Below are 18,052 nucleotides of genomic sequence, written 5' to 3'. Positions count from 1 at the left end.
CGGCCGTGACCACGTGCGTGCCGGACAGCACGCACGTCCCGCCCACGGCAACGCTGGCGCAGGTCGCACTGGACGGAGTCAACTGGGCGTCGTTGACGATCACGTTCGTGAGCGCCACGTCGCCGGTATTGGTCAGCGTGACGGTGTAGCTGAGCGTGTCGCCTTCGGTGATGTCGCCCGAGCTGTCGGCGTCGGTGGTCAAGGTGGCTGCCGACTTGTCGAGGGTCAGCGCCGGGACCTGGATGACCGGCGTGATGACGGTGTTCGAATCCGTCGGACCCGGCACCTCCGTGCTGGTCGCGTCGGCCGTATTGATCACTTCACCGGCTTGCGCCTCGGCAGCCGTGACCACGTGGGTGCCCGAGAGCACGCAGGTGGCGCCAATCGCCACGCTGGCGCAGCTCGTGCTGGCCGGGGTCAGCTGGGCGTCGTTGACGATCACGTTGGTCAGCGCCACGTCGCCGGTATTCGTGAGCGTGACGGTGTAGGAANTGTCGCCCGAGCTGTCGGCGTCGGTGGTCAAGGTGGCTGCCGACTTGTCGAGGGTCAGCGCCGGGACCTGGATGACCGGCGTGATGACGGTGTTCGAATCCGTCGGACCCGGCACCTCCGTGCTGGTCGCGTCGGCCGTATTGATCACTTCACCGGCTTGCGCCTCGGCAGCCGTGACCACGTGGGTGCCCGAGAGCACGCAGGTGGCGCCAATCGCCACGCTGGCGCAGCTCGTGCTGGCCGGGGTCAGCTGGGCGTCGTTGACGATCACGTTGGTCAGCGCCACGTCGCCGGTATTCGTGAGCGTGACGGTGTAGGAAAGCGTGTCGCCTTCGGTGATGTCACCCGAGCCGTCGGCATCGGTGGTCAGCGTGGCGGCCGACTTATCGAGGGTGAGCGCCGGCACCTGGATGACCGGCGTCGTGACGGTGTTGGAGCTGGTCGGACCCGGCACTTCGGTGCTGGTGGCGTTGGCCGTATTGATCACCTCACCAGCCTGGGCTTCCGCGGCAGTCACCACGTGGGTGCCCGACAGCACGCAGGTGCCGCCCACGGCGACGCTGGCGCAGTTGATGCTGGCCGGAGTCAGCTGGGCGTCGCTGACGATCACGTTGGTGAGCGCGACGTCGCCGGTATTGGTCAGCGTGACGGTGTAGCTCAGCGTGTCGCCTTCGGTGATGTTGCCGCTGCCATCGGCATCGGTCGTCAGCGTGGCGGCCGACTTGTCCAGCGTCAGGGCAGGCACCTGGACCACGGGCGTGGTGACCGTGTTCGAGTCGGTCGGGCCCGGCACTTCCGTGCTGGTGGCGTTGGCGGTGTTGACCACCTCGCCCGCCTGGGCTTCGGCGGCGGTGACCACGTGCGTACCCGTGAGCACGCAGGTGCCGCCCACGGCGACGCTGGCGCAGCTCGTGCTGCCCGGCGTGAGCTGGGCGTCGTTGACGATCACGTTCGTCAGCGCGACGTCGCCGGTATTGGTCAGCGTGATCGTGTAGCTGAGCGTGTCGCCTTCAGTGATGTTGCCGCTGCCGTCGGCGTCAGTCGCCAGGGTAGCCCCCGACTTCGACAGCGTGAGCGCCGGCACCTGGATGACCGGCGTCGTGACGGTGTTGGAGTCCGTCGGACCCGGCACTTCGGTGCTGGTGGCGCTGGCGGTGTTGACCACCTCGCCCGCCTGGGCCTCGGCCGCCGTGACCACGTGGGTGCCCGAGAGCACGCAGGTACCACCGATGGCGACGTTGGCGCAGGTGATGCTGCCCGGGGTGAGCTGGGCGTCGTTGATGATCACGTTCGTGAGCGCCACGTCACCGCTGTTGGTCAAGNGTGTAGCTGAGCGTGTCGCCTTCAGTGATGTTGCCGCTGCCGTCGGCGTCAGTCGCCAGGGTAGCCCCCGACTTCGACAGCGTGAGCGCCGGCACCTGGATGACCGGCGTCGTGACGGTGTTGGAGTCCGTCGGACCCGGCACTTCGGTGCTGGTGGCGCTGGCGGTGTTGACCACCTCGCCCGCCTGGGCCTCGGCCGCCGTGACCACGTGGGTGCCCGAGAGCACGCAGGTACCACCGATGGCGACGTTGGCGCAGGTGATGCTGCCCGGGGTGAGCTGGGCGTCGTTGATGATCACGTTCGTGAGCGCCACGTCACCGCTGTTGGTCAAGGTGACGGTGTAGCTGAGCGTGTCGCCTTCGGTGATGTCGCCGCTGGCGTCGGCGTCGCTGGCCAGCGTCGCCGCGGACTTAAGCAGGCCGAACTCCGGAACCTGCGAAACCGGGGTAGTGACGGTGTTCGAGTCCGTCGGACCCGGCACTTCGGTGCTGGTCGCGTTCGCGGTGTTGACCACTTCGCCGGCCTGGGCCTCGGCGGCCGTGACCACGTGGGTGCCCGAGAGCACGCAGGTGCCGCCAATCGCAACGCTGGCGCAGGTGGTGCTGCCCGGGGTCAGCTGGGCGTCGTTGATGACGACGTTGGTCAGCGCGACGTCGCCGGTATTGGTCAGCGTCACCGTGTAGCTAAGGGTGTCGCCTTCGGTGATGTCGCCCGAGCTGTCGGCGTCGGTGGTCAAGGTGGCAGCCGACTTCGACAGCGTCAGTGCCGGCAGCTGGACGACCGGCGTGGTCACGGTGTTGGAGCTGGTCGGACCCGGCACTTCGTTGCTGCTGGCGTTTGCGGTGTTGACCACCTCGCCCGCCTGGGCCTCGGCCGCCGTGACCACGTGGGTGCCCGAGAGCACGCAAGTGGCGCCCACGGCAACGCTGGCGCACGTGGCGCTGGCCGGCGTGAGCTGGGCGTCGTTGACGATCACGTTGGTGAGCGCGACGTCACCGGTATTGGTCAGCGTGACGGTGTAACTGAGCGTGTCGCCTTCGGTGATGTCGCCCGAAGCGTCCGCGTCGGTCGTCAGCGTGGCGGCCGACTTATCGAGGGTGAGCGCCGGCACCTGGACGACCGGGGTCGTAACAGTGTTCGAATTCGTCGGACCCGGGATCTCCGTGCTGGTGGCGTTGGCGGTGTTGACCACCTCACCCGCCTGGGCTTCGGCGGCGGTGACCACGTGGGTGCCGGTGAGCACGCAGGTGCCACCGACCGCGACGCTGGCGCAGGTGGCGCTGGCCGGGGTCAGCTGGGCGTCGTTGATGACCACGTCGCTCAGCGTCACGTCACCGATATTGGTCAGCGTGACGGTGTAGCTCAGCGTGTCGCCTTCGGTGATGTCACCGCTGGCATCCGCGTCGGTGGCCAGCGTGGCGTTGGACTTCACCAGCGTCAGCGCAGGCACCTGGACCACGGGCGTGGTGACGGTGTTCGAGTCCGTCGGACCCGGGACTTCCGTGCTGGTCGCACTGGCGGTGTTGACCACCTCGCCGGCAAGCGCCTCGGCATTGCTCACGACATGGGTGCCGGTCAGCACGCAGGTGCCGCCCACGGCGACCGTCGCGCAGCTGGTGCTGCCCGGCGTCAGCTGCGGATCGCTGACCACGACCGAGGTCAGGGCGACGTCGCCCGTGTTGGTCAGGGTGATGGTGTAGGAAAGCGTGTCGCCTCCGGTGATGTTGCCGGATGCGTCGGCATCGGTGGCCAGCGTGGCCGCCGACTTGTCGAGGGTCAGCGCCGGGATTTGGACGACAGGGGTGGTGACGGTGTTCGAATCCGTCGGACCCGAGATCTCCGTGCTGGTCGCGTTGGCGGTGTTGACCACCTCGCCCGCCTGGGCTTCGGCGGCAGTCACCACGTGGGTGCCCGACAGCACACAGGTGCCGCCCACGGCGACACTGGCGCAGCTCGCGCTCGCAGGATTCAGCTGGGCGTCGTTGATCACCACGCTCGTGAGCGCCACGTCGCCCGTGTTCGTGAGGGTAACGGTGTAGCTCAGCGTGTCCCCTTCGGTGATGTTTCCGCTGGCATCCGCGTCGGTGCTCAGCGTGGCGTTGGACTTCACCAGCGTCAGCGCCGGCACCTGCACGACCGGCGTGGTGACGGTGTTCGAGTCGGTCGGACCCGGGACTTCGGTGCTGGTCCCGTTGGCGGTGTTGACGACCTCGCCCGCCTGGGCTTCGGCGGCGGTGACCACGTGGGTGCCGGTCAGCACGCAGGTGCCACCGACCGCCACGTTGGCGCAGGTGGCGCTGGCCGGGGTCAGCTGGGCGTCGTTGACGATGACATTGGTGAGCGCAACGTCGCCGGTGTTGGTCAGCGTAACGGTGTAGCTGAGCGTGTCGCCCTCGGTGATGTTGCCACTGGCATCCGCATCGGTCGCCAGCGTGGCCGCCGACTTATCGAGCGTCAGCGCCGGGATCTGGACGACAGGGGTGGTGACGGTGTTCGAATCCGTCGGACCCGGGATCTCCGTGCTGGTCGCATTGGCGGTATTGACCACTTCGCCCGCCTGGGCTTCCGCGGCCGTGACGACGTGCGTACCCGTGAGCACGCAGGTACCGCCCACGGCGACGCTGGCGCAGCTCGCGCTGGCAGGACTCAGCTGCGCGTCGTTGATGACCACGTCGCTCAGCGCCACGTCACCGGTATTGGTCAGCGTGACGGTGTAGCTCAGCGTGTCGCCTTCGGTGATGTCGCCGGACGAATCGGCGTCGGTGGTCAGCGTGGCGTTGGACTTCACCAGCGTCAGCGCAGGCACCTGGACGACCGGGGTCGTAACGGTGTTCGAGTCGGTCGGGCCCGGCACTTCCGTGCTGGTGGCACTGGCGGTGTTGACCACCTCGCCGGCCTGGGCCTCCGCAGCGGGAACCACGTGCGTGCCGGTCAGCACGCAGGTGTCCCCGGCGGCAAGCGTCGCGCACGTGATGCTGCCCGGCGTGAGCAGGGCGTCGCTGACCACCACGTCGCTGAGGGCGACATTGCCGGTGTTGGTGGCCGTGACCGTGTACTCGAGGGTGTCGCCGGCATTGACGAAGCCGTCGCCGTTGACGTCGTTGGCCAGGACCGCGGCGGCCTTGGCCAGCGTCAGGGCCTCGACCTGGGGAACCGCCGTGTTCTCGGTCGCCGAACAGACCGGGTCCAGCCCGGGGCGGCAAGCCTGGTCCGCGGTGACGGTCGCGGTGTTGTCAACGCTGCCGGCGTCGATGTCGTCCTGGTCAAGGGTGTAGGAACCGGCGCAAACCAGGCTCTGGGACGCCGCCAGGGTCGCAGGCAGCGCCACCGCGGAGCCGCCGATCTGGCAGCTCAACGCGGCCAGCAGGGGATCGGAAACCGTGACCCCGGAGGCCGGTCCGGTGCCGGTGTTCTGGACGGTGATGGTGTAGGCGATCTGGTCGCCGATGTTGGCCACGCCCGCTGGCACGACCACGTCGGCATCCAGCGCGCCCGACTTGGTCACGGCGAGCGCCGGCGTCAGCAGGGCGTCGGTGTCGGTCGCGCTGTCGTTTCCCGGGTTCGGATCAGTGATGCCCGCGGGCGCCGCGACCGTGGCGGTATTGATGGCGTCCTGGGCTGACGCGGACCCCAGGCAGAAGAGCAAGGCAAGCGCAGAAGCGGCCAGACCAAGGCGCACTCGGGCGCCGGGACGACGTCCCGAATCGATTTCCACAGCCACCTTGCCCCCTGAAAAAAATAAAACGGCGCCTTGGAATCTGTTTTGTAACTGGGCGCCAAATCCCACTTATGCAAAACGCGTGCCAGAACGTGTCTGGCCCGCTGTTACGTGCAATTTTGCCCCTGCACGCAACTTGTAAGCCTCCTACAGGGCTGTCGTGAAAGGCAAGGATTGAGCTGCCTTTTGTAGAAATCCCTTTATTTTCAATGGTCTGAGACGGCTAACTGATATAAAATTGTGGCGCTGGAGGACAAAATGCGCCGCCTTGCGTCAGAGATCACGTTTCGCACCGGGGTGTGAACGGCGTCACGTTTCCCGTCAGAAGACCCGGATCAAGGTCCTGGCGCGGTGAGAAGCGCCTCGACCTGTTCGCGGCCGGGCAAGGCCCAGTCCACCGGCGCCTTGCCGCCGCCCTGCAGCCAGCGGTTGGCCTTGCCGAAGTGCCCGCAGCCCAGGAAGCCCCGGTGCGCCGACAGCGGCGAAGGGTGCGGGGCACGCAGCACGCAGTGCCGGCCCTGCAGCAATTTGCCCTTGGCCTGGGCGTAAGCGCCCCAGAGCATGAACACCAGGCCCTCCTTCTCCCGGTCCAAGGCCTGGACGATGGCGTCGGTGAAGCCCTCCCAGCCCCGGCCCTGGTGCGAGCCGGCCCGGCCTTCCTCCACCGTCAGCACGGCATTGAGCAGCAGCACGCCCCGGCGGGCCCAGGGCAGCAGGCAGCCGTGGTCGGGCGGCGCGATGCCGAGGTCGGCCCGGATCTCCTTGAAGATGTTGAGCAGCGAGGGCGGCACCGGCACGCCCGGCAGCACCGAAAAACACAGGCCGTGGGCCTGGCCGGCGCCGTGGTAGGGGTCCTGGCCGAGGATGACGACCTTGACCTGGTCGAAGGGCGTGGCGTCGAGCGCCGAGAAGATGCGCGGCCCGGGCGGGAATATGCGCTTGCCGGCCGCCTTTTCCCTACGCAGGAACGCGGAGAGTTCCTGCATGTCCGGACGCAACAGGTAGTCGCCGACCCGGGCCTTCCAGCCCGGCTCGAGCCGGACGCGGTCCTCGCCCACCCTACTTGCCGAGCTTGGCGCGCAGCATCCTGCCGACCCGCAGCTGGAACAGCAGCTTGGTCACCAGCAGGCGCTCCTCGATGGGCTTTTGCACCAGGTCGTTGGCACCGGCGCGCAGCAGGTCGCTCTGGTTGGCCAGGTTGGCGTCGCCGGTCATCACCAGCACCGGCAGCAGGCCCTTGGCATAGCCGAACTCCTCGCGGATCGACTTGAGCAGGTCCTTTCCGGTGAGCTCGCCCTTGAGGTAGACGTCGGTGAGCACGACATCCGGGCCCGGCACCCTGCCCTGCGCCCTGGCCGTCTCGAGATGGGCGATGGCGTCTTCGACGCCGGTGGCGTGGGTGACGGTGAGGCCGTGTTTTTCCAGCATGCGGCGGGTGGCCATGGCCACGACGCGGCTGTCCTCGACATAGAGCACTTCGCCGCCGGCCTCGGACTCGGGCGCGACGTAGCCCTTGATGAAGGCGGCCAGGGCGTTGAAGCCCAGCGACTTGTCGAAATAGTCGGTGACGTCGTCGCTGATCGAACGGCTCTCGAGCCGCTCCTGCACGTCGCCGGAGACGACGATGATGGGGATGTAGGCCTGCGGCGTGTGCTCGCGCAGGTAGCGCGCCAGGTCCAGGCCGTCCATGTCGGGCAGGCGCAGGGCCATGGTGACCAGGTTCACCGCACCGGCCTGCAGCGCGGCCTTGGCCTCCTCGCCGGTCTCGCAGCCGACGAACTCCATGTCGGGCAGCTGCTGGCGCAGCACGCCCTCGATCATCTTGCGGACGACCTTGGATCCGTCCACGACCATGATGCGCGGGCTGGTAGTGTCGAAACTTCGGAAAGCTGGGCTGTTCATGTCACACGTCCGTAGGACGGGTCTGGCGTAGATGATGCCCGGTTGCGAGCCACGCGCCCAGCCACCCCATGGCGGCGGCACCCGCCAGCAGCACCAGGGTGCCGCGCCAGCCGGGCCCGGCCAGCTCGAACTGGCTGCCGTAGCTGGCCACCAGCGCGCTCAGCCGGCCCTGCAGGGCCAGGCCCGCCAGGACCAGCAGCACCAGCGCCGACAGGCCGGCGGCCAGGCCGTACCAGGCGCCCAGGTAGAGGAAAGGCCGGCGCACGAAGCCGTCGGTGGCGCCCAGGTGCTGGAGTACGGCGATTTCCTCGGCGCGCGCGCCGATGTCCAGGCGCACGGTATTGCCCACCACCAGCAGCACGCCCAAGCCCAGCAGCACCGCCACCACCTGCACCACGCGCTCGCCGAAGGCCAGCCAGGCCGACAGGCGCTGGCGCCAGACGGCGTCGTGCTGCACCACTTCGACCTCCGGCAGCGCCGCCAGCGCCGCCGCCAGGGCGGCACCGTCGCCGTCGCCGCCCGGCTGCACCACCAGCACCCAGGGCAGCGGATTGCCCTCGAGTACCTCCAGGGCCCCGGCCAGGTCGCTCATGGCCTGGAACTCGGCCAGGCCATCGTCGGGCGAACGCACGCCCACGCCGGCCACGTCCGGGCGCTGGCGCAGCCCGGCGGCCATCGCCTGCGCCTGTTCGCCGTCCACCGACGGCAGCAGGAAGACGCCGATCTCGCGCGATTCGCTGACGCTGCCGGAAAAGCGCTCGAGGTTGCCCAGGGCCAGGGACAGGCCCAGCGGCAGCGCGATCGCCACGGCCATCACGCCGACGGTGAGCGCGGTGGCCACCGGGCGCTGCAGCAGGCGGCCGAGGCTGGAGACCAGGGCGAACAGGTGCTGTTCGCGCCAGGCACGCAGGCGGCTGCCGAAGCCGCCGGGGCGCACGCGTTCGGCGGCGGCGGGCTTGGCGCGGGTTTCGGCCTTGCTCATGCCGCCAGGTCCTCGGGCGAGATGTCGTCCACGAGCCTGCCGTGGTCGAGCACCAGCACGCGCCGGCGCATGCGCTTGACCAGGGCCAGGTCGTGGCTGGCGATGATCACCGTGGTGCCGGAGGCCGGCAGCGAGGCGAAGAGCTGCATGATCTCGGCGGCCAGCTGCGGGTCGAGGTTGCCGGTGGGTTCGTCGGCCACCAGCAGCTGCGGCTGGGCGACGATGGCGCGGGCGATGCCCACGCGCTGCTGTTCGCCGGTCGAGAGCTGCAGCGGCAGCGAGCGCTCGCGACCGCCCAGGCCGACCTTGTCGAGCACGGTGCGCACGCGCTTGCCGACTTCCGCGTGCGGCGTGCCGGCGATCAGCAGCGGCAGCGCGACGTTGTCGAACACGCTGCGGTCGGTCAGCAGGCGGTGGTCCTGGAAGACCACGCCGACCTGGCGCCGGTGCAGCGGCACCTTGCGCCCGCGCACCTTGGCCAGGTTGCGCTCGTTCACCAGCACCGTGCCGCGGCTCGGGCGCTCGGACAGGTGCACCAGCCGCAGCAGGGTGGACTTGCCGGCGCCGGAGTGGCCGGTGACGAAGAGCATCTCGCCCTCGTCGACCGCGAAGCTGACTTCACTCAGCGCCGGCGGGTTGCCCGGGTAGGTCTTGGTGACGTTGTCGAAGCGCAGCAGGGCCATGTGCCGAGCATAAACCTCAATGCTTGGCGGGCGGGGTGCGCTTGACCAGCGAACTCAGGCCGGCCTTGATGCGGCCGAACAGCGAAGGCTTCGTCTCGGGGGCCGGCGCGGCGGTGGCCGGCTCGGGCTTGCGGCGGGCGCCTTCCTTACGCGGCGCCTCGCCTTCCTTGCGCGGCGCGGCGCCTTCGGCACCGGCGGCATCCACCGGACGGCCGCGGCGGCGGCGACGGCGCTTGCGGGCGGGCGCATCGGGGTCGGCCTGCATCGGCGAGGACGGCGCCGGGCGCTGGGCCGGGCGCTCGAGCGGCAGTTCGGCCTGGGCGTCGGCACCGGCAACCGCGTCGGCGGCACGCGGCTTGCGCTCGCCGCGCGGCGCGCCCGGGCGCGGGCCCGAACGTTCGCCGCGGCCACGACCGCCTTCGCGGCCGCCTTCGCGACCACCCCGGCCGCCACGGCCGCGCTTCTCGTCCTCGGCGGCCTTGGCCTCGCGGACCTCGCGGAAGATGGCGCTCACGCTCTCGCCCGCGTCCTCGCCCTCGACGGCGGCGCGCGGCGCGCGCGGCACCGGCACCAGCAGCTCCTTCTCGACCTGGGCCACCGGCAGCTTCTGCTCGATGTAGGCTTCGATGTCGGGCAGCGACATGGCGTAGCGCTCGCAGGCGAAGCTGATCGCGTCGCCCTCGGCGCCCAGGCGCGCGGTGCGGCCGATGCGGTGGACGTAGTCCTCGGCGTCGAACGGCAGGTCGTAGTTGTAGACGTGCGAGACGCCGTCGATGTGCAGGCCACGGGCGGCCACGTCGGTGGCCACCAGGATGTCGAGCTGGCCCTTCTGGAAGCGGGCAAGCAGGGTCTCGCGCTTCTTCTGCGGCACGTCGCCGCTGAGCACGCCGACCCGGAAGCCGGCCTTCTCCAGCGCCCGGGCCACGCGCTCGACCCAGACCTTGGTGTTCACGAACACCATGGTGCGGTGGCCCTCGGAGCGGGTCAGCAAGCCGATCAGCAGCGGAATCTTCTCCTCGTCGGCCGGGAAGTAGACCTTCTGGCGCACGCGCGCGGCGGTGATGGTCTCGGCCTCGACGACGAGCTTCTCGGGCTCGTTCATGTGTTCGTAGGCCAGCTCCAGCACGCGGTGGCTGAGGGTGGCGCTGAAGAGCAGGGTCTGGCGCTCGGTGCGGATCGGCATGCGCCGCAGCAGGAAGCGGATGTCCTTGATGAAGCCGAGGTCGAACATGCGGTCGGCCTCGTCGAGCACGCAGACCTCGCAGGCGTGCAGGGACACGACCTTGTGCTGCTTGACGTAGTCGATCAGGCGGCCCGGGGTGGCGATGATGACGTCGACGCCCTGCTGCAGCAGCTCGCGCTGCTTGTCGTAGTCGACGCCGCCGTAGACGAGGGCGAAGCGCAGGCCGAGTTCGTTGCCGAACTTCACCGCGTCCTTGTGGATCTGGATGGCCAGCTCGCGGGTGGGCGCCAGGATCAGGGCGCGCGGGTCCTCGGGCTTGCGGTCGGCCAGGGCCGGGCGGGTCAGCAGCCGGTTCATCAGCGCGACCAGGAAGGCCAGGGTCTTGCCGGTGCCGGTCTGGGCCTGGCCGGCGACGTCCCGCCCGGGCAGGGCGATCGGCAGGGTCAGGGCCTGGATGGGGGTGCAGCGGGTGAAGCCCGCGGATTCGAGCCCGGCGAGCAGGGCCGGATGCAGCTCGAAACTGGAAAAAGCGATATCAGTCAGCGGTTTGTCGGACATTGTGTTCCCTGGATGCGCGTCTCTGCGCTTGCGCGGCTGCCCCGGTGGGTCGCACACTGGCCTCGGACCGGGGGCCGCCAACGATGGTTGAATTGGCGTCTGAAGCGCCCCAGTTTAACCCAACGGCGGCCTTGCCCGGCTGCGACCCCCAAGAAAATCAGGAGTTTGACGCATGAGCGACCAGGTGCTTCATGTGGGTGACACCGACTTCGAGGCCCAGGTGCTCAAGTCCGAAACCCCGGTGCTGGTGGATTTCTGGGCCGAGTGGTGCGGCCCCTGCAAGATGATCGGCCCGATCGTCGATGAAATGGCCAATACCTACGCCGGCAAGGTGAAGGTGGTGAAGATCAACATCGACCACAATCCGCAGACCCCGCGCCAGTACGCGGTGCGCGGCATCCCGACCCTGATGCTGTTCAAGGACGGCAAGGTGCACTCGACCCAGGTCGGCGCGGTGGGCAAGGCCCAGCTGGCGCAGTTCGTCGACAAGGCGCTTTGAGCGCCCCCGCCCCGGCCCCGCCGGGGCCCCTGGCGGGCGGTGGCTTGTCTGGCCGCCCCCGCCGGTGTTAGTTTGAAGGCCATTCGGGCGCCCCGGGCGCCGATGTCTCTTTGTCTCCCCTCCCTCCCCACGCTCGCGCTCGCGAGGTGAATCCTGTGTCCGAAAACGAAACCGATTCCGGCGCCAGCGCCGAGAAGCGCCCGCGCAAGCCGCGCGCCGCCGCCACCGAAACCCCGTCCGAAGCGCCCGCGCCCGCGGCTGCGCCTCCGGCACCGCCTGCACCTGCCGAGGCTCCCGCAGCCGCGTCCGGTGGCGATGGCGGCGGCCATTCGTCGTCCGGCCAGGGCGGCCAGGGCGGCGAGGATGGCGGCCAGGGCGGCGGCGACCAGCGCAACCGCGAGGGTCGCCGCAACCGCCGCGACCGCTTCCGCGACAAGCGCGACCGCTTCCGCGACCGTCCCCGCGACGAGGACGAGGGCAATGGCAACGCCGGCAACGGCGGCGGCCAGGGCGAACGCCCGCTGCCGCAGCTGCCGCCGGACTTCCCGGTCTACAGCCTCAACGACCTCAAGCGCATGCCCGCGCACAAGCTGCTCGAGATCGCCGACAAGCTGGGCCTGCACGAAGGCGTTGCGCGCATGCGCAAGCAGGACGTCAACTTCGCCCTGCTCAAGGTGCTCACCCGCCATCCGCAGGGCGTGGCCGGCGACGGCGTGCTCGAGATCCTGCCCGACGGCTACGGCTTCCTGCGCAGCGACGACGCCAGCTACCTGGCCGGCCCGGACGACGTCTACATCTCGCCCAGCCAGATCCGCCGCTTCAACCTGCGCACCGGCGACCACATCGCCGGCCGCATCCGCAGCCCCAAGGACGGCGAGCGCTACGTGGCGCTCAACATCGTCGACACCATCAACGGCGAGCCGCCGGAGGCGTCGAAGGGCAAGGTGCTGTTCGAGAACCTCACGCCGCTGTTCCCGCGCGAGCGCTTCAAGCTCGAGCGCGGCAACGGCAGTTCGGAGGACATCACCGGCCGCGTGATGGACCTGATGTCGCCGATCGGCAAGGGCCAACGCGCGCTGATCGTCTCGCCGCCCAAGGCCGGCAAGACCATGCTGATGCAGAACGTGGCCCAGGCCATCCTGTACAACCACCCGGACGTGCACCTGATCGTGCTGCTGATCGACGAGCGTCCCGAGGAAGTGACCGAAATGCAGCGCTCCGTGCGCGGCGAGGTCATCTCCTCGACCTTCGACGAGCCGGCCGCGCGCCACGTGCAGGTGGCCGAGATGGTGATCGAGCGCGCCAAGCGCCTGGTCGAGCACAAGAAGGACGTGGTGATCATGCTCGACTCGATCACCCGCCTGGCCCGCGCCTACAACACGGTCGTGCCGAGCTCCGGCAAGGTGCTCACCGGCGGCGTCGACGCCAATGCCCTGCACCGCCCGAAGCGCTTCTTCGGCGCGGCCCGCAACGTCGAGGAAGGCGGCTCGCTGACCATCATCGCCACCGCGCTGGTCGACACCGGCTCGAAGATGGACGAGGTGATCTACGAGGAGTTCAAGGGCACCGGCAACTCCGAGGTGCACCTGGACCGCCGCATCGCCGAAAAGCGCGTCTACCCGGCCATCAACATCAACCGCTCCGGCACCCGCCGCGAGGAGCTGCTGATCGAGCCGGACATGCTGCAGAAGATCTGGATCCTGCGGAAGCTGCTGCACCCGATGGACGAGCTGGCGGCCATGGAGTTCCTGCTCGACAAGATGAAGAACACCAAGTCCAACGACGAGTTCTTCCAGTCGATGAAGCGCTGAGTCCGTCCCAGGCTTCGACAAGGAAACGCCGGCCCCAGGGCCGGCGTTTTCGTTCGGGCCCGGTGGGTGGGTCAGCCCTCCGGGGACAGCGGCGTCAGCAAGCGCAAACGCTCGGAACCGCGCTCGCCGCTTGCGGCCAGCTCGACGGGCTGGCGTGCGCCATGCTCGGCCAACACCCAGGCCGGGACCTCGCGCACCGTCGGGAATACCTGGACCCAGCCGGCTGACTGCGCCGGGAATCGCGGCGGCGAATAGGTGACCGGGACGCGCAGCACCTGGCCGGCCTCGTAGCCCGGGAAGCGCCAGGACCTGGCCGCGGCCAGCGTTGCCTTCTCGAACTGGGTGGCCAGCCTGCGCCCGTGGGAGCGTGGTTCAACCCCGCTGAAGGCCAGCTTTTCCATCGCCACCTGCTCCGGCAAGCCGTCGGCGTCCAGCCGCACCACCATGCCCACGAAGGCGCCGACGCCCGCACGCGCGGCATCGGCGGGATAGACCGGCGGGCGCAACAGGCCGGCGCGGTCCTCGCCCGCCGCGCCATCGGCCGGCTCGGGATCGAGGAAATACGCCCGGTCGATCCGGAACTCGGCTCGCCCGGCCTCGTCGTCACGCATGGCGGACAACTGCAGGCTCATCCGCCCGATCGCATTGACGGCCTTGCCGTCCTCGAGGATGGGTTCGAAACGCCAGGAACGGATCTGGTCCTCATAACCCTCGCGGACCGGCGGCTTCATCCATGCCGCGTCGTCGAAGCGCACCTCCAGCACCCCGCCGTCCGTGCCGATGGTGAGTTCGCCTTTCACGGTGGCGCGGAAGTGGCTCTGTTCGCTTGCCGTGGCCGCCGGGCCTGCGAGCAGCAGGCAGGCGAGGAGGATCGTTCGCATCGGCGTCTCCGGGTGGACCTGCCGCGACTTCATCACGGGCGGCTGGCCTGGGCAAGGGCGCCCGGGTGCCGCTGCAAAGGGAAAGGGCGCCCCAGGGCGCCCTTTCCGTCCAGCCTTGGTGCAAGTCCCGTCACTCCGGGATGTTGTTGACCAGGACCGAATCCCAGGCCGCGGACACGGCCAGCTCCTCGGCCGAGTCGGCGCCGTACAGTTCGGCGGCGGCCTGCTCGGTGGCGGCACGCGCACCCGCGTAGTCCGTGTTCGAGGTCATGTAGGTGGTCAGGGCGCGGTACCAGATCTGCCCGGCCTTGGCGCGACCGATGCCGGCATGCGTGGTGTTGCCGTCGCAGACGAGGTCTGCCGGCGTCAGGCTGAAACTCGTGCCCGCACCGAAGCCGGCCGGCACCACCGCGCCCTCGGCCAGCAGGTAGAAGAAGCGGTTGGCCACGCCCGAGGTGTAGTGCACGTCGTCGGAACCCAGGCCCGGCTCGTAGCAGTCGTAGGACGCGCCGTCGAGGCTGGGCTTGAACATGTAACGCAGGGCCTCGTCGCCCGGGTTGCCGACGATGAACTCCTCGCCGATCAGGTAGTCGCCCGGGTCGGCGGCGTTGTTGGCGTAGAACTCCACCATGGCGCCGAAGATGTCGGAGGTGGCCTCGTTCAGGCCGCCGGACTCGCCGCTGTAGATCAGGTCGGCGGTGCGGCTGGTGATGCCGTGGGTCATTTCGTGGGCGGCCACGTCGATGACGGTGAGCGGGTAGTAGTTCACGCCGTTGTCGCCATCGCCGAAGGTCATGCAGAAGCAGGAGTCGGACCAGAACGCATTGACGTAGTTGCGGCCGTAGTGCACGCGGGCGACGGCGCCAACGCCATCGTCGGCGATGCCGTTGCGACCGAACTCGTTGAGGAAATAGTCCCAGGTCAAAGCCACGCCGTAGTGCGCCTCGGCGCCCGTCGTCTGGGCGTTCGAGAGGCTGCCGTTGCCCCAGGTGTTGTCGGCGTCGACGAACACGGTGCCCATGCCGAACTGGCGCATGCCCATGTTGGTGGTCATGCCGCTGCCGCGCACGACGTCCTTGAGCTGGTAGGTCGTACCGCACTTGGCCGTGCCCAGCGCCACCGTTCCGGCGGTGAGGGTGTTGCCCGTGCCGTTGGCCGGCATGGCGCTGTTGCAGTTGTCGCGGTCGCGGCCCGGGCGCGCCGTGTGGATGTCGTCCCACTTGTCGAGCAGGCGGCCGTCGACCGCACTGACGATGTAATGCATTTCGGTCGGGGTCTGGTCCGGGCGGACGCCCTTGAGCAGGACCTCGTGGGCCAGCACCGGCTCGCCGGTGCGGGCGTAGACCACCTGGCGGCTGGTGGCCGGGGCCTGCGGTCGCAGGCCGAAGGCGCGGGTGGCGACGTTGATGGCATGGCCGCTGCCGAAGCTGGCGCGGGCGTTCACCGGACGCATCGAGCTGCCGAGCGTCTGGCTGATGTCGACCAACTGGCCCTTGCGCGAATGAACCACGAAATCGCCGCCGATCACCGGAAGGCCATTGCCCCAGGTGCGGTTGAAGCGCACGTGCTCGGTGCCGTCGGCATCGACCACGACACCGGCCGTGCGGGCCACAAACTTGTCGCCGGTCGCGCGGTGCAGCCGCTGGGCGGCAGGCCCGTCGACCAGCGCCGCGGCCCGCGCGAGCGCCGCGGACTGCTTGAACTGCGAAGTCTGTGCGTCGGCGTCGGCCGGCAGCATGGCAAGGGCGAGCGCCGGCAGGATCGCGGCGCTGAGCAGGCTGGTCTTGGGCTTCATGGTCGATTTCCCTTCAGGTGGAGGTCAGTGCCGTCCGCTGGCGGCGGCACCGGGATTCCGGGCGCGGCGCAGAGGCGCCGGCGGCTTCAGCTCCGCACCCTCGAAGTAGCTGACGAACATCGGGCAATTGCGCGGCGAGTAACCGATGAAGATGAAACCCGCTTCGACCTGGGTCGCGCCGATGTAGCGGCCGGCGAGCATCTTGTTCTGGAGTTCGGCGACCACGCCGATCGACTCCGGCTTCTCGAGGCTGGCGTTGTACGCCTGCAGCGTCTGCACGACGCGCCGGGCGAACGGCACGGTCTGGTGCTGTCCGCGGATGCCCGGATCGAAGAACTGGCGGTAGTAGTAGGTAGGCTGGCGCAGGCGCGGCAGGATGCGCAGCTGGGCCGTGCCCACCGCGCAGATCTTGCCGTCCTCGCCACGGCCGATGCATACGGCCTGCCGGGCACGCATGTCGGCCTGCTCGCCGTTCGAGAGCGCCTTGTTGCGCTCCCAGAACTCGCGCAACTCCTGCGTGAGCTCGGGCGTGACCTGCTTCCAGACGGGAATGATCTCGAAACTCATTGCTGCGGCTTTCCTCCGGCCGGCGCGGCGGTGCGCGGGGCCATGTCCTGCACCATCACGAGGTATTCCTCGAACTGGAGCCTGCCATCCTTGTTGGCGTCATAGCGCGAGAGCGGACGGGCGTTGGCTCCGGCGCGCCGCACGAGCACGAGCCCTTGGTATTCCTTCTCGTCGATGGCCTGGTCTTTGTTGGCATCGGCGCGGTCGAACTGCGTCCGCAGGCGGGCCTGGGCGTTGGTTGCGGCACGCTGGCGAACCGAGGCCCAGCCGGCGCGGAACTCTTCCTTCGAAAGCACGCCGTCCTTGTTCGCGTCCCAGGTGCGGAACAGCACGTCGGCCGGCGGCTCGGCCGGCATGACGCCCTGCGGGGCGGCCGGCTTGGCGACGGCCAGGGCCGGCAGCACCAGAAGCGCCGCGGCGAGCAGGCGGATGCGGTTCACTCCGTGGCCTCCTGCGGCTGCTCGAGGACCGCCTCGAAGGTGATCAGGTCGCGGATCTCCGGCGTGCGCAGGCCGATCATCATCGGGTTGCGCACGTTGTGCAGGAAGCTGATGTCGAAGATCTCGGTGATGTCGCCGTCGAAGCGGATCCAGTTGAGCACGTCGCCGTTGGTGAGCGAGATGATCTGCACGCCGCACCAGGGTTCGGCGTCGCGCTTGCGCAGTTCCTCGTCGAGCTGCAGGCCCTCGAAGCGCTGGTTGCGCGGCTTGGACAGGCCGACCGCGGCGATGTTGCCGGCGATCGACAGGCCGCGCGCGAAACCCGGCACGAAGCACAGCGGCACGAACTTCTTGTTCTCGAAGTCCACCCAGCCCAGGTGGCCGGTGCCGGCGTTGAGCACCCAGAGCTTGCCGTTGGCCCAGCGCGGCGAATGCGGCATGGACAGGCCTTCGCAGACGATCTCGTCGGTCTCGACGTCGATCACCACGCCGCCGTCCTGGCGCCGGTCGCGCCAGCCGTCGACCGTATCGCTCTTGCACACGGCGGTGACGTACTTGGGCTTGCCGTCGACCATCGCCAGGCCATTGAGGTGGCAGCGGTCCTCGGGCGCGAGCTTGCTGATGAACTTGGGCTTCCAGATCGCCTTGAAGCTGTGCGTCAGGCTCAGCTCCGCCAGGCAGGAATACTTGGTGTTGACGAACACCACCTTGCCGTTGCTGCAGATGCCCAGCTCGTGGATGTCCAGGTCGCCGATGGTCTGCGCGTTGCGCGGCACGTAGCACTTGTCGAAGCGGCCGTGGATGACCTCGTTCGGGCGCAGCACGTTCTCGAAGCGCCAGAGCTGGTAGAGCCCGCCAAGGTAGATGCGCTGGGCATTGCCGACCACGCCCATGGCGCGCTCGAAGATGCGCTCGAAGAACGAAACCCGGCCCTGCTGGTCGCTGCCGACCAGGTAGATGCGCCCAGTCTGGTAGGAGGTGATGGCCAGGGACATGCGGTTCATGCCCAGCCAGCCGGCCAGGCCGCGCGAGCAGGCCTTTTGCACCTGCAGCTTGGTCAGGTCCTTGGGCGCCTGCGGGGCGCCGGGCTGGGCCGGTGCCGGGGCGGCGGGCGCCGCTTCAGCCGATACCGTCTGCAGGCCGGTTTCGAGTTCCTCTTCCCGCGCCGCGTCTTCCCCGGCGGGGGTCCCGGTCTGGTTCTGCTTCGCCACGTCTTG

General features: G+C 69.1%; 14 protein-coding genes and 1 pseudogene. 2 read left to right on the top strand and 13 right to left on the bottom strand.

The features are described 5' to 3' along the window. The 8 genes and pseudogenes from C6N40_RS14680 to rhlB all read right to left on the bottom strand — a co-directional run. Positions 1-491: pseudogene (locus C6N40_RS14680) on the bottom strand (DUF7507 domain-containing protein); the annotation flags it as partial. Position 492: 1 nt separating this feature from the next. Beyond that, the coding region (locus C6N40_RS14640) for a DUF7507 domain-containing protein (RefSeq protein WP_425477677.1) at positions 493-1,813 on the bottom strand (1,321 nt) is incomplete at its 3' end. A 2-nt stretch (positions 1,814-1,815) separates the two neighbouring features. Then, positions 1,816-5,321, bottom strand: a 3,506-nt coding sequence (locus tag C6N40_RS14635; RefSeq protein WP_425477678.1) for a beta strand repeat-containing protein, incomplete at its 3' end; no start/stop codon positions are given. Between the two features lie 548 nt (positions 5,322-5,869). Next, positions 5,870-6,592 carry a uracil-DNA glycosylase gene (gene ung / locus C6N40_RS07360; RefSeq protein WP_106990369.1) on the bottom strand — a complete coding sequence of 241 codons (723 nt, stop codon included), beginning with the start codon at positions 6,590-6,592 and terminating at the stop codon, positions 5,870-5,872. Between the two features lies 1 nt (position 6,593). Then, positions 6,594-7,436 carry a response regulator gene (locus C6N40_RS07355; RefSeq protein WP_106990368.1) on the bottom strand — a complete coding sequence of 281 codons (843 nt, stop codon included), beginning with the start codon at positions 7,434-7,436 and terminating at the stop codon, positions 6,594-6,596. 1 nt (position 7,437) lies between these two features. Continuing rightward, positions 7,438-8,418, bottom strand: a complete 981-nt coding sequence (ftsX, locus tag C6N40_RS07350; RefSeq protein ID WP_106990367.1) for a permease-like cell division protein FtsX — start codon at positions 8,416-8,418, stop codon at positions 7,438-7,440. Further along, a complete protein-coding gene (gene ftsE, locus C6N40_RS07345) occupies positions 8,415-9,101 on the bottom strand; it encodes a cell division ATP-binding protein FtsE (protein ID WP_106990366.1) in 687 nt (228 codons plus the stop codon). The genes ftsX and ftsE overlap by 4 nt, the downstream gene beginning before the upstream one ends. 16 nt (positions 9,102-9,117) lie before the next feature. Further along, positions 9,118-10,842, bottom strand: a complete 1,725-nt coding sequence (gene rhlB, locus C6N40_RS07340) for an ATP-dependent RNA helicase RhlB (RefSeq protein ID WP_106990365.1) — start codon at positions 10,840-10,842, stop codon at positions 9,118-9,120. 172 nt (positions 10,843-11,014) lie between these two features. On the opposite strand from rhlB, the gene trxA reads away from it, so the two are divergent. Both trxA and rho read left to right on the top strand, forming a co-directional pair. Beyond that, a complete protein-coding gene (gene trxA / locus C6N40_RS07335) occupies positions 11,015-11,341 on the top strand; it encodes a thioredoxin TrxA (RefSeq protein WP_106990364.1) in 327 nt (108 codons plus the stop codon). Positions 11,342-11,496: 155 nt separating this feature from the next. After that, complete coding sequence (rho, locus tag C6N40_RS07330) at positions 11,497-13,152, top strand: transcription termination factor Rho (protein WP_106990363.1); 1,656 nt, start codon at positions 11,497-11,499, stop codon at positions 13,150-13,152. A gap of 71 nt (positions 13,153-13,223) precedes the next feature. Here the strand turns inward: rho and C6N40_RS07325 are convergent, their stop codons facing one another. The 5 genes from C6N40_RS07325 to C6N40_RS07305 form a co-directional block, all read right to left on the bottom strand. Next, positions 13,224-14,033: an energy transducer TonB gene (locus tag C6N40_RS07325; RefSeq protein WP_106990362.1), complete on the bottom strand. Its 810-nt coding sequence runs from the start codon at positions 14,031-14,033 to the stop codon at positions 13,224-13,226. Between the two features lie 130 nt (positions 14,034-14,163). Continuing rightward, positions 14,164-15,828, bottom strand: a complete 1,665-nt coding sequence (locus C6N40_RS07320) for a M4 family metallopeptidase (protein ID WP_240183472.1) — start codon at positions 15,826-15,828, stop codon at positions 14,164-14,166. A 24-nt stretch (positions 15,829-15,852) separates the two neighbouring features. Then, entirely contained in the window at positions 15,853-16,395 is a 543-nt protein-coding gene (locus C6N40_RS07315; RefSeq protein ID WP_106990361.1) for a hypothetical protein, read from the bottom strand. Then, the gene (locus C6N40_RS07310) at positions 16,392-16,835 is read right to left on the bottom strand and encodes an EF-hand domain-containing protein (protein ID WP_106990360.1); all 444 of its coding nucleotides are present in this window, start codon (positions 16,833-16,835) and stop codon (positions 16,392-16,394) included. Before C6N40_RS07310 ends, C6N40_RS07315 begins: the two co-directional genes overlap by 4 nt. Beyond that, positions 16,832-18,046 (bottom strand): TIGR03032 family protein, encoded by a 1,215-nt coding sequence (locus tag C6N40_RS07305; protein ID WP_240183471.1) that lies wholly within the window; start codon positions 18,044-18,046, stop codon positions 16,832-16,834. The genes C6N40_RS07310 and C6N40_RS07305 overlap by 4 nt, the downstream gene beginning before the upstream one ends. Positions 18,047-18,052: the final 6 nt, after the last annotated feature.

Origin of the sequence: Arenimonas caeni (assembly GCF_003024235.1) — a bacterium.
Lineage (GTDB): Bacteria > Pseudomonadota > Gammaproteobacteria > Xanthomonadales > Xanthomonadaceae > Arenimonas > Arenimonas caeni.
Note: the sequence above shows the minus strand (reverse complement) of the source record. Positions and strands in the feature narration are given on the sequence as shown.

Coding starts and splice junctions, on each gene's coding strand:
- C6N40_RS07320 (WP_240183472.1), bottom strand. CDS start 15,828: ATGAAGCCCAAGACCAGCCTGCTCAGCGCCGCGATCCTGCCGGCGCTC.
- C6N40_RS07325 (WP_106990362.1), bottom strand. CDS start 14,033: ATGCGAACGATCCTCCTCGCCTGCCTGCTGCTCGCAGGCCCGGCGGCC.
- rhlB (WP_106990365.1), bottom strand. CDS start 10,842: ATGTCCGACAAACCGCTGACTGATATCGCTTTTTCCAGTTTCGAGCTG.
- trxA (WP_106990364.1), top strand. CDS start 11,015: ATGAGCGACCAGGTGCTTCATGTGGGTGACACCGACTTCGAGGCCCAG.
- C6N40_RS07355 (WP_106990368.1), bottom strand. CDS start 7,436: ATGAACAGCCCAGCTTTCCGAAGTTTCGACACTACCAGCCCGCGCATC.
- ftsX (WP_106990367.1), bottom strand. CDS start 8,418: ATGAGCAAGGCCGAAACCCGCGCCAAGCCCGCCGCCGCCGAACGCGTG.
- ftsE (WP_106990366.1), bottom strand. CDS start 9,101: ATGGCCCTGCTGCGCTTCGACAACGTCACCAAGACCTACCCGGGCAAC.
- C6N40_RS07315 (WP_106990361.1), bottom strand. CDS start 16,395: ATGAGTTTCGAGATCATTCCCGTCTGGAAGCAGGTCACGCCCGAGCTC.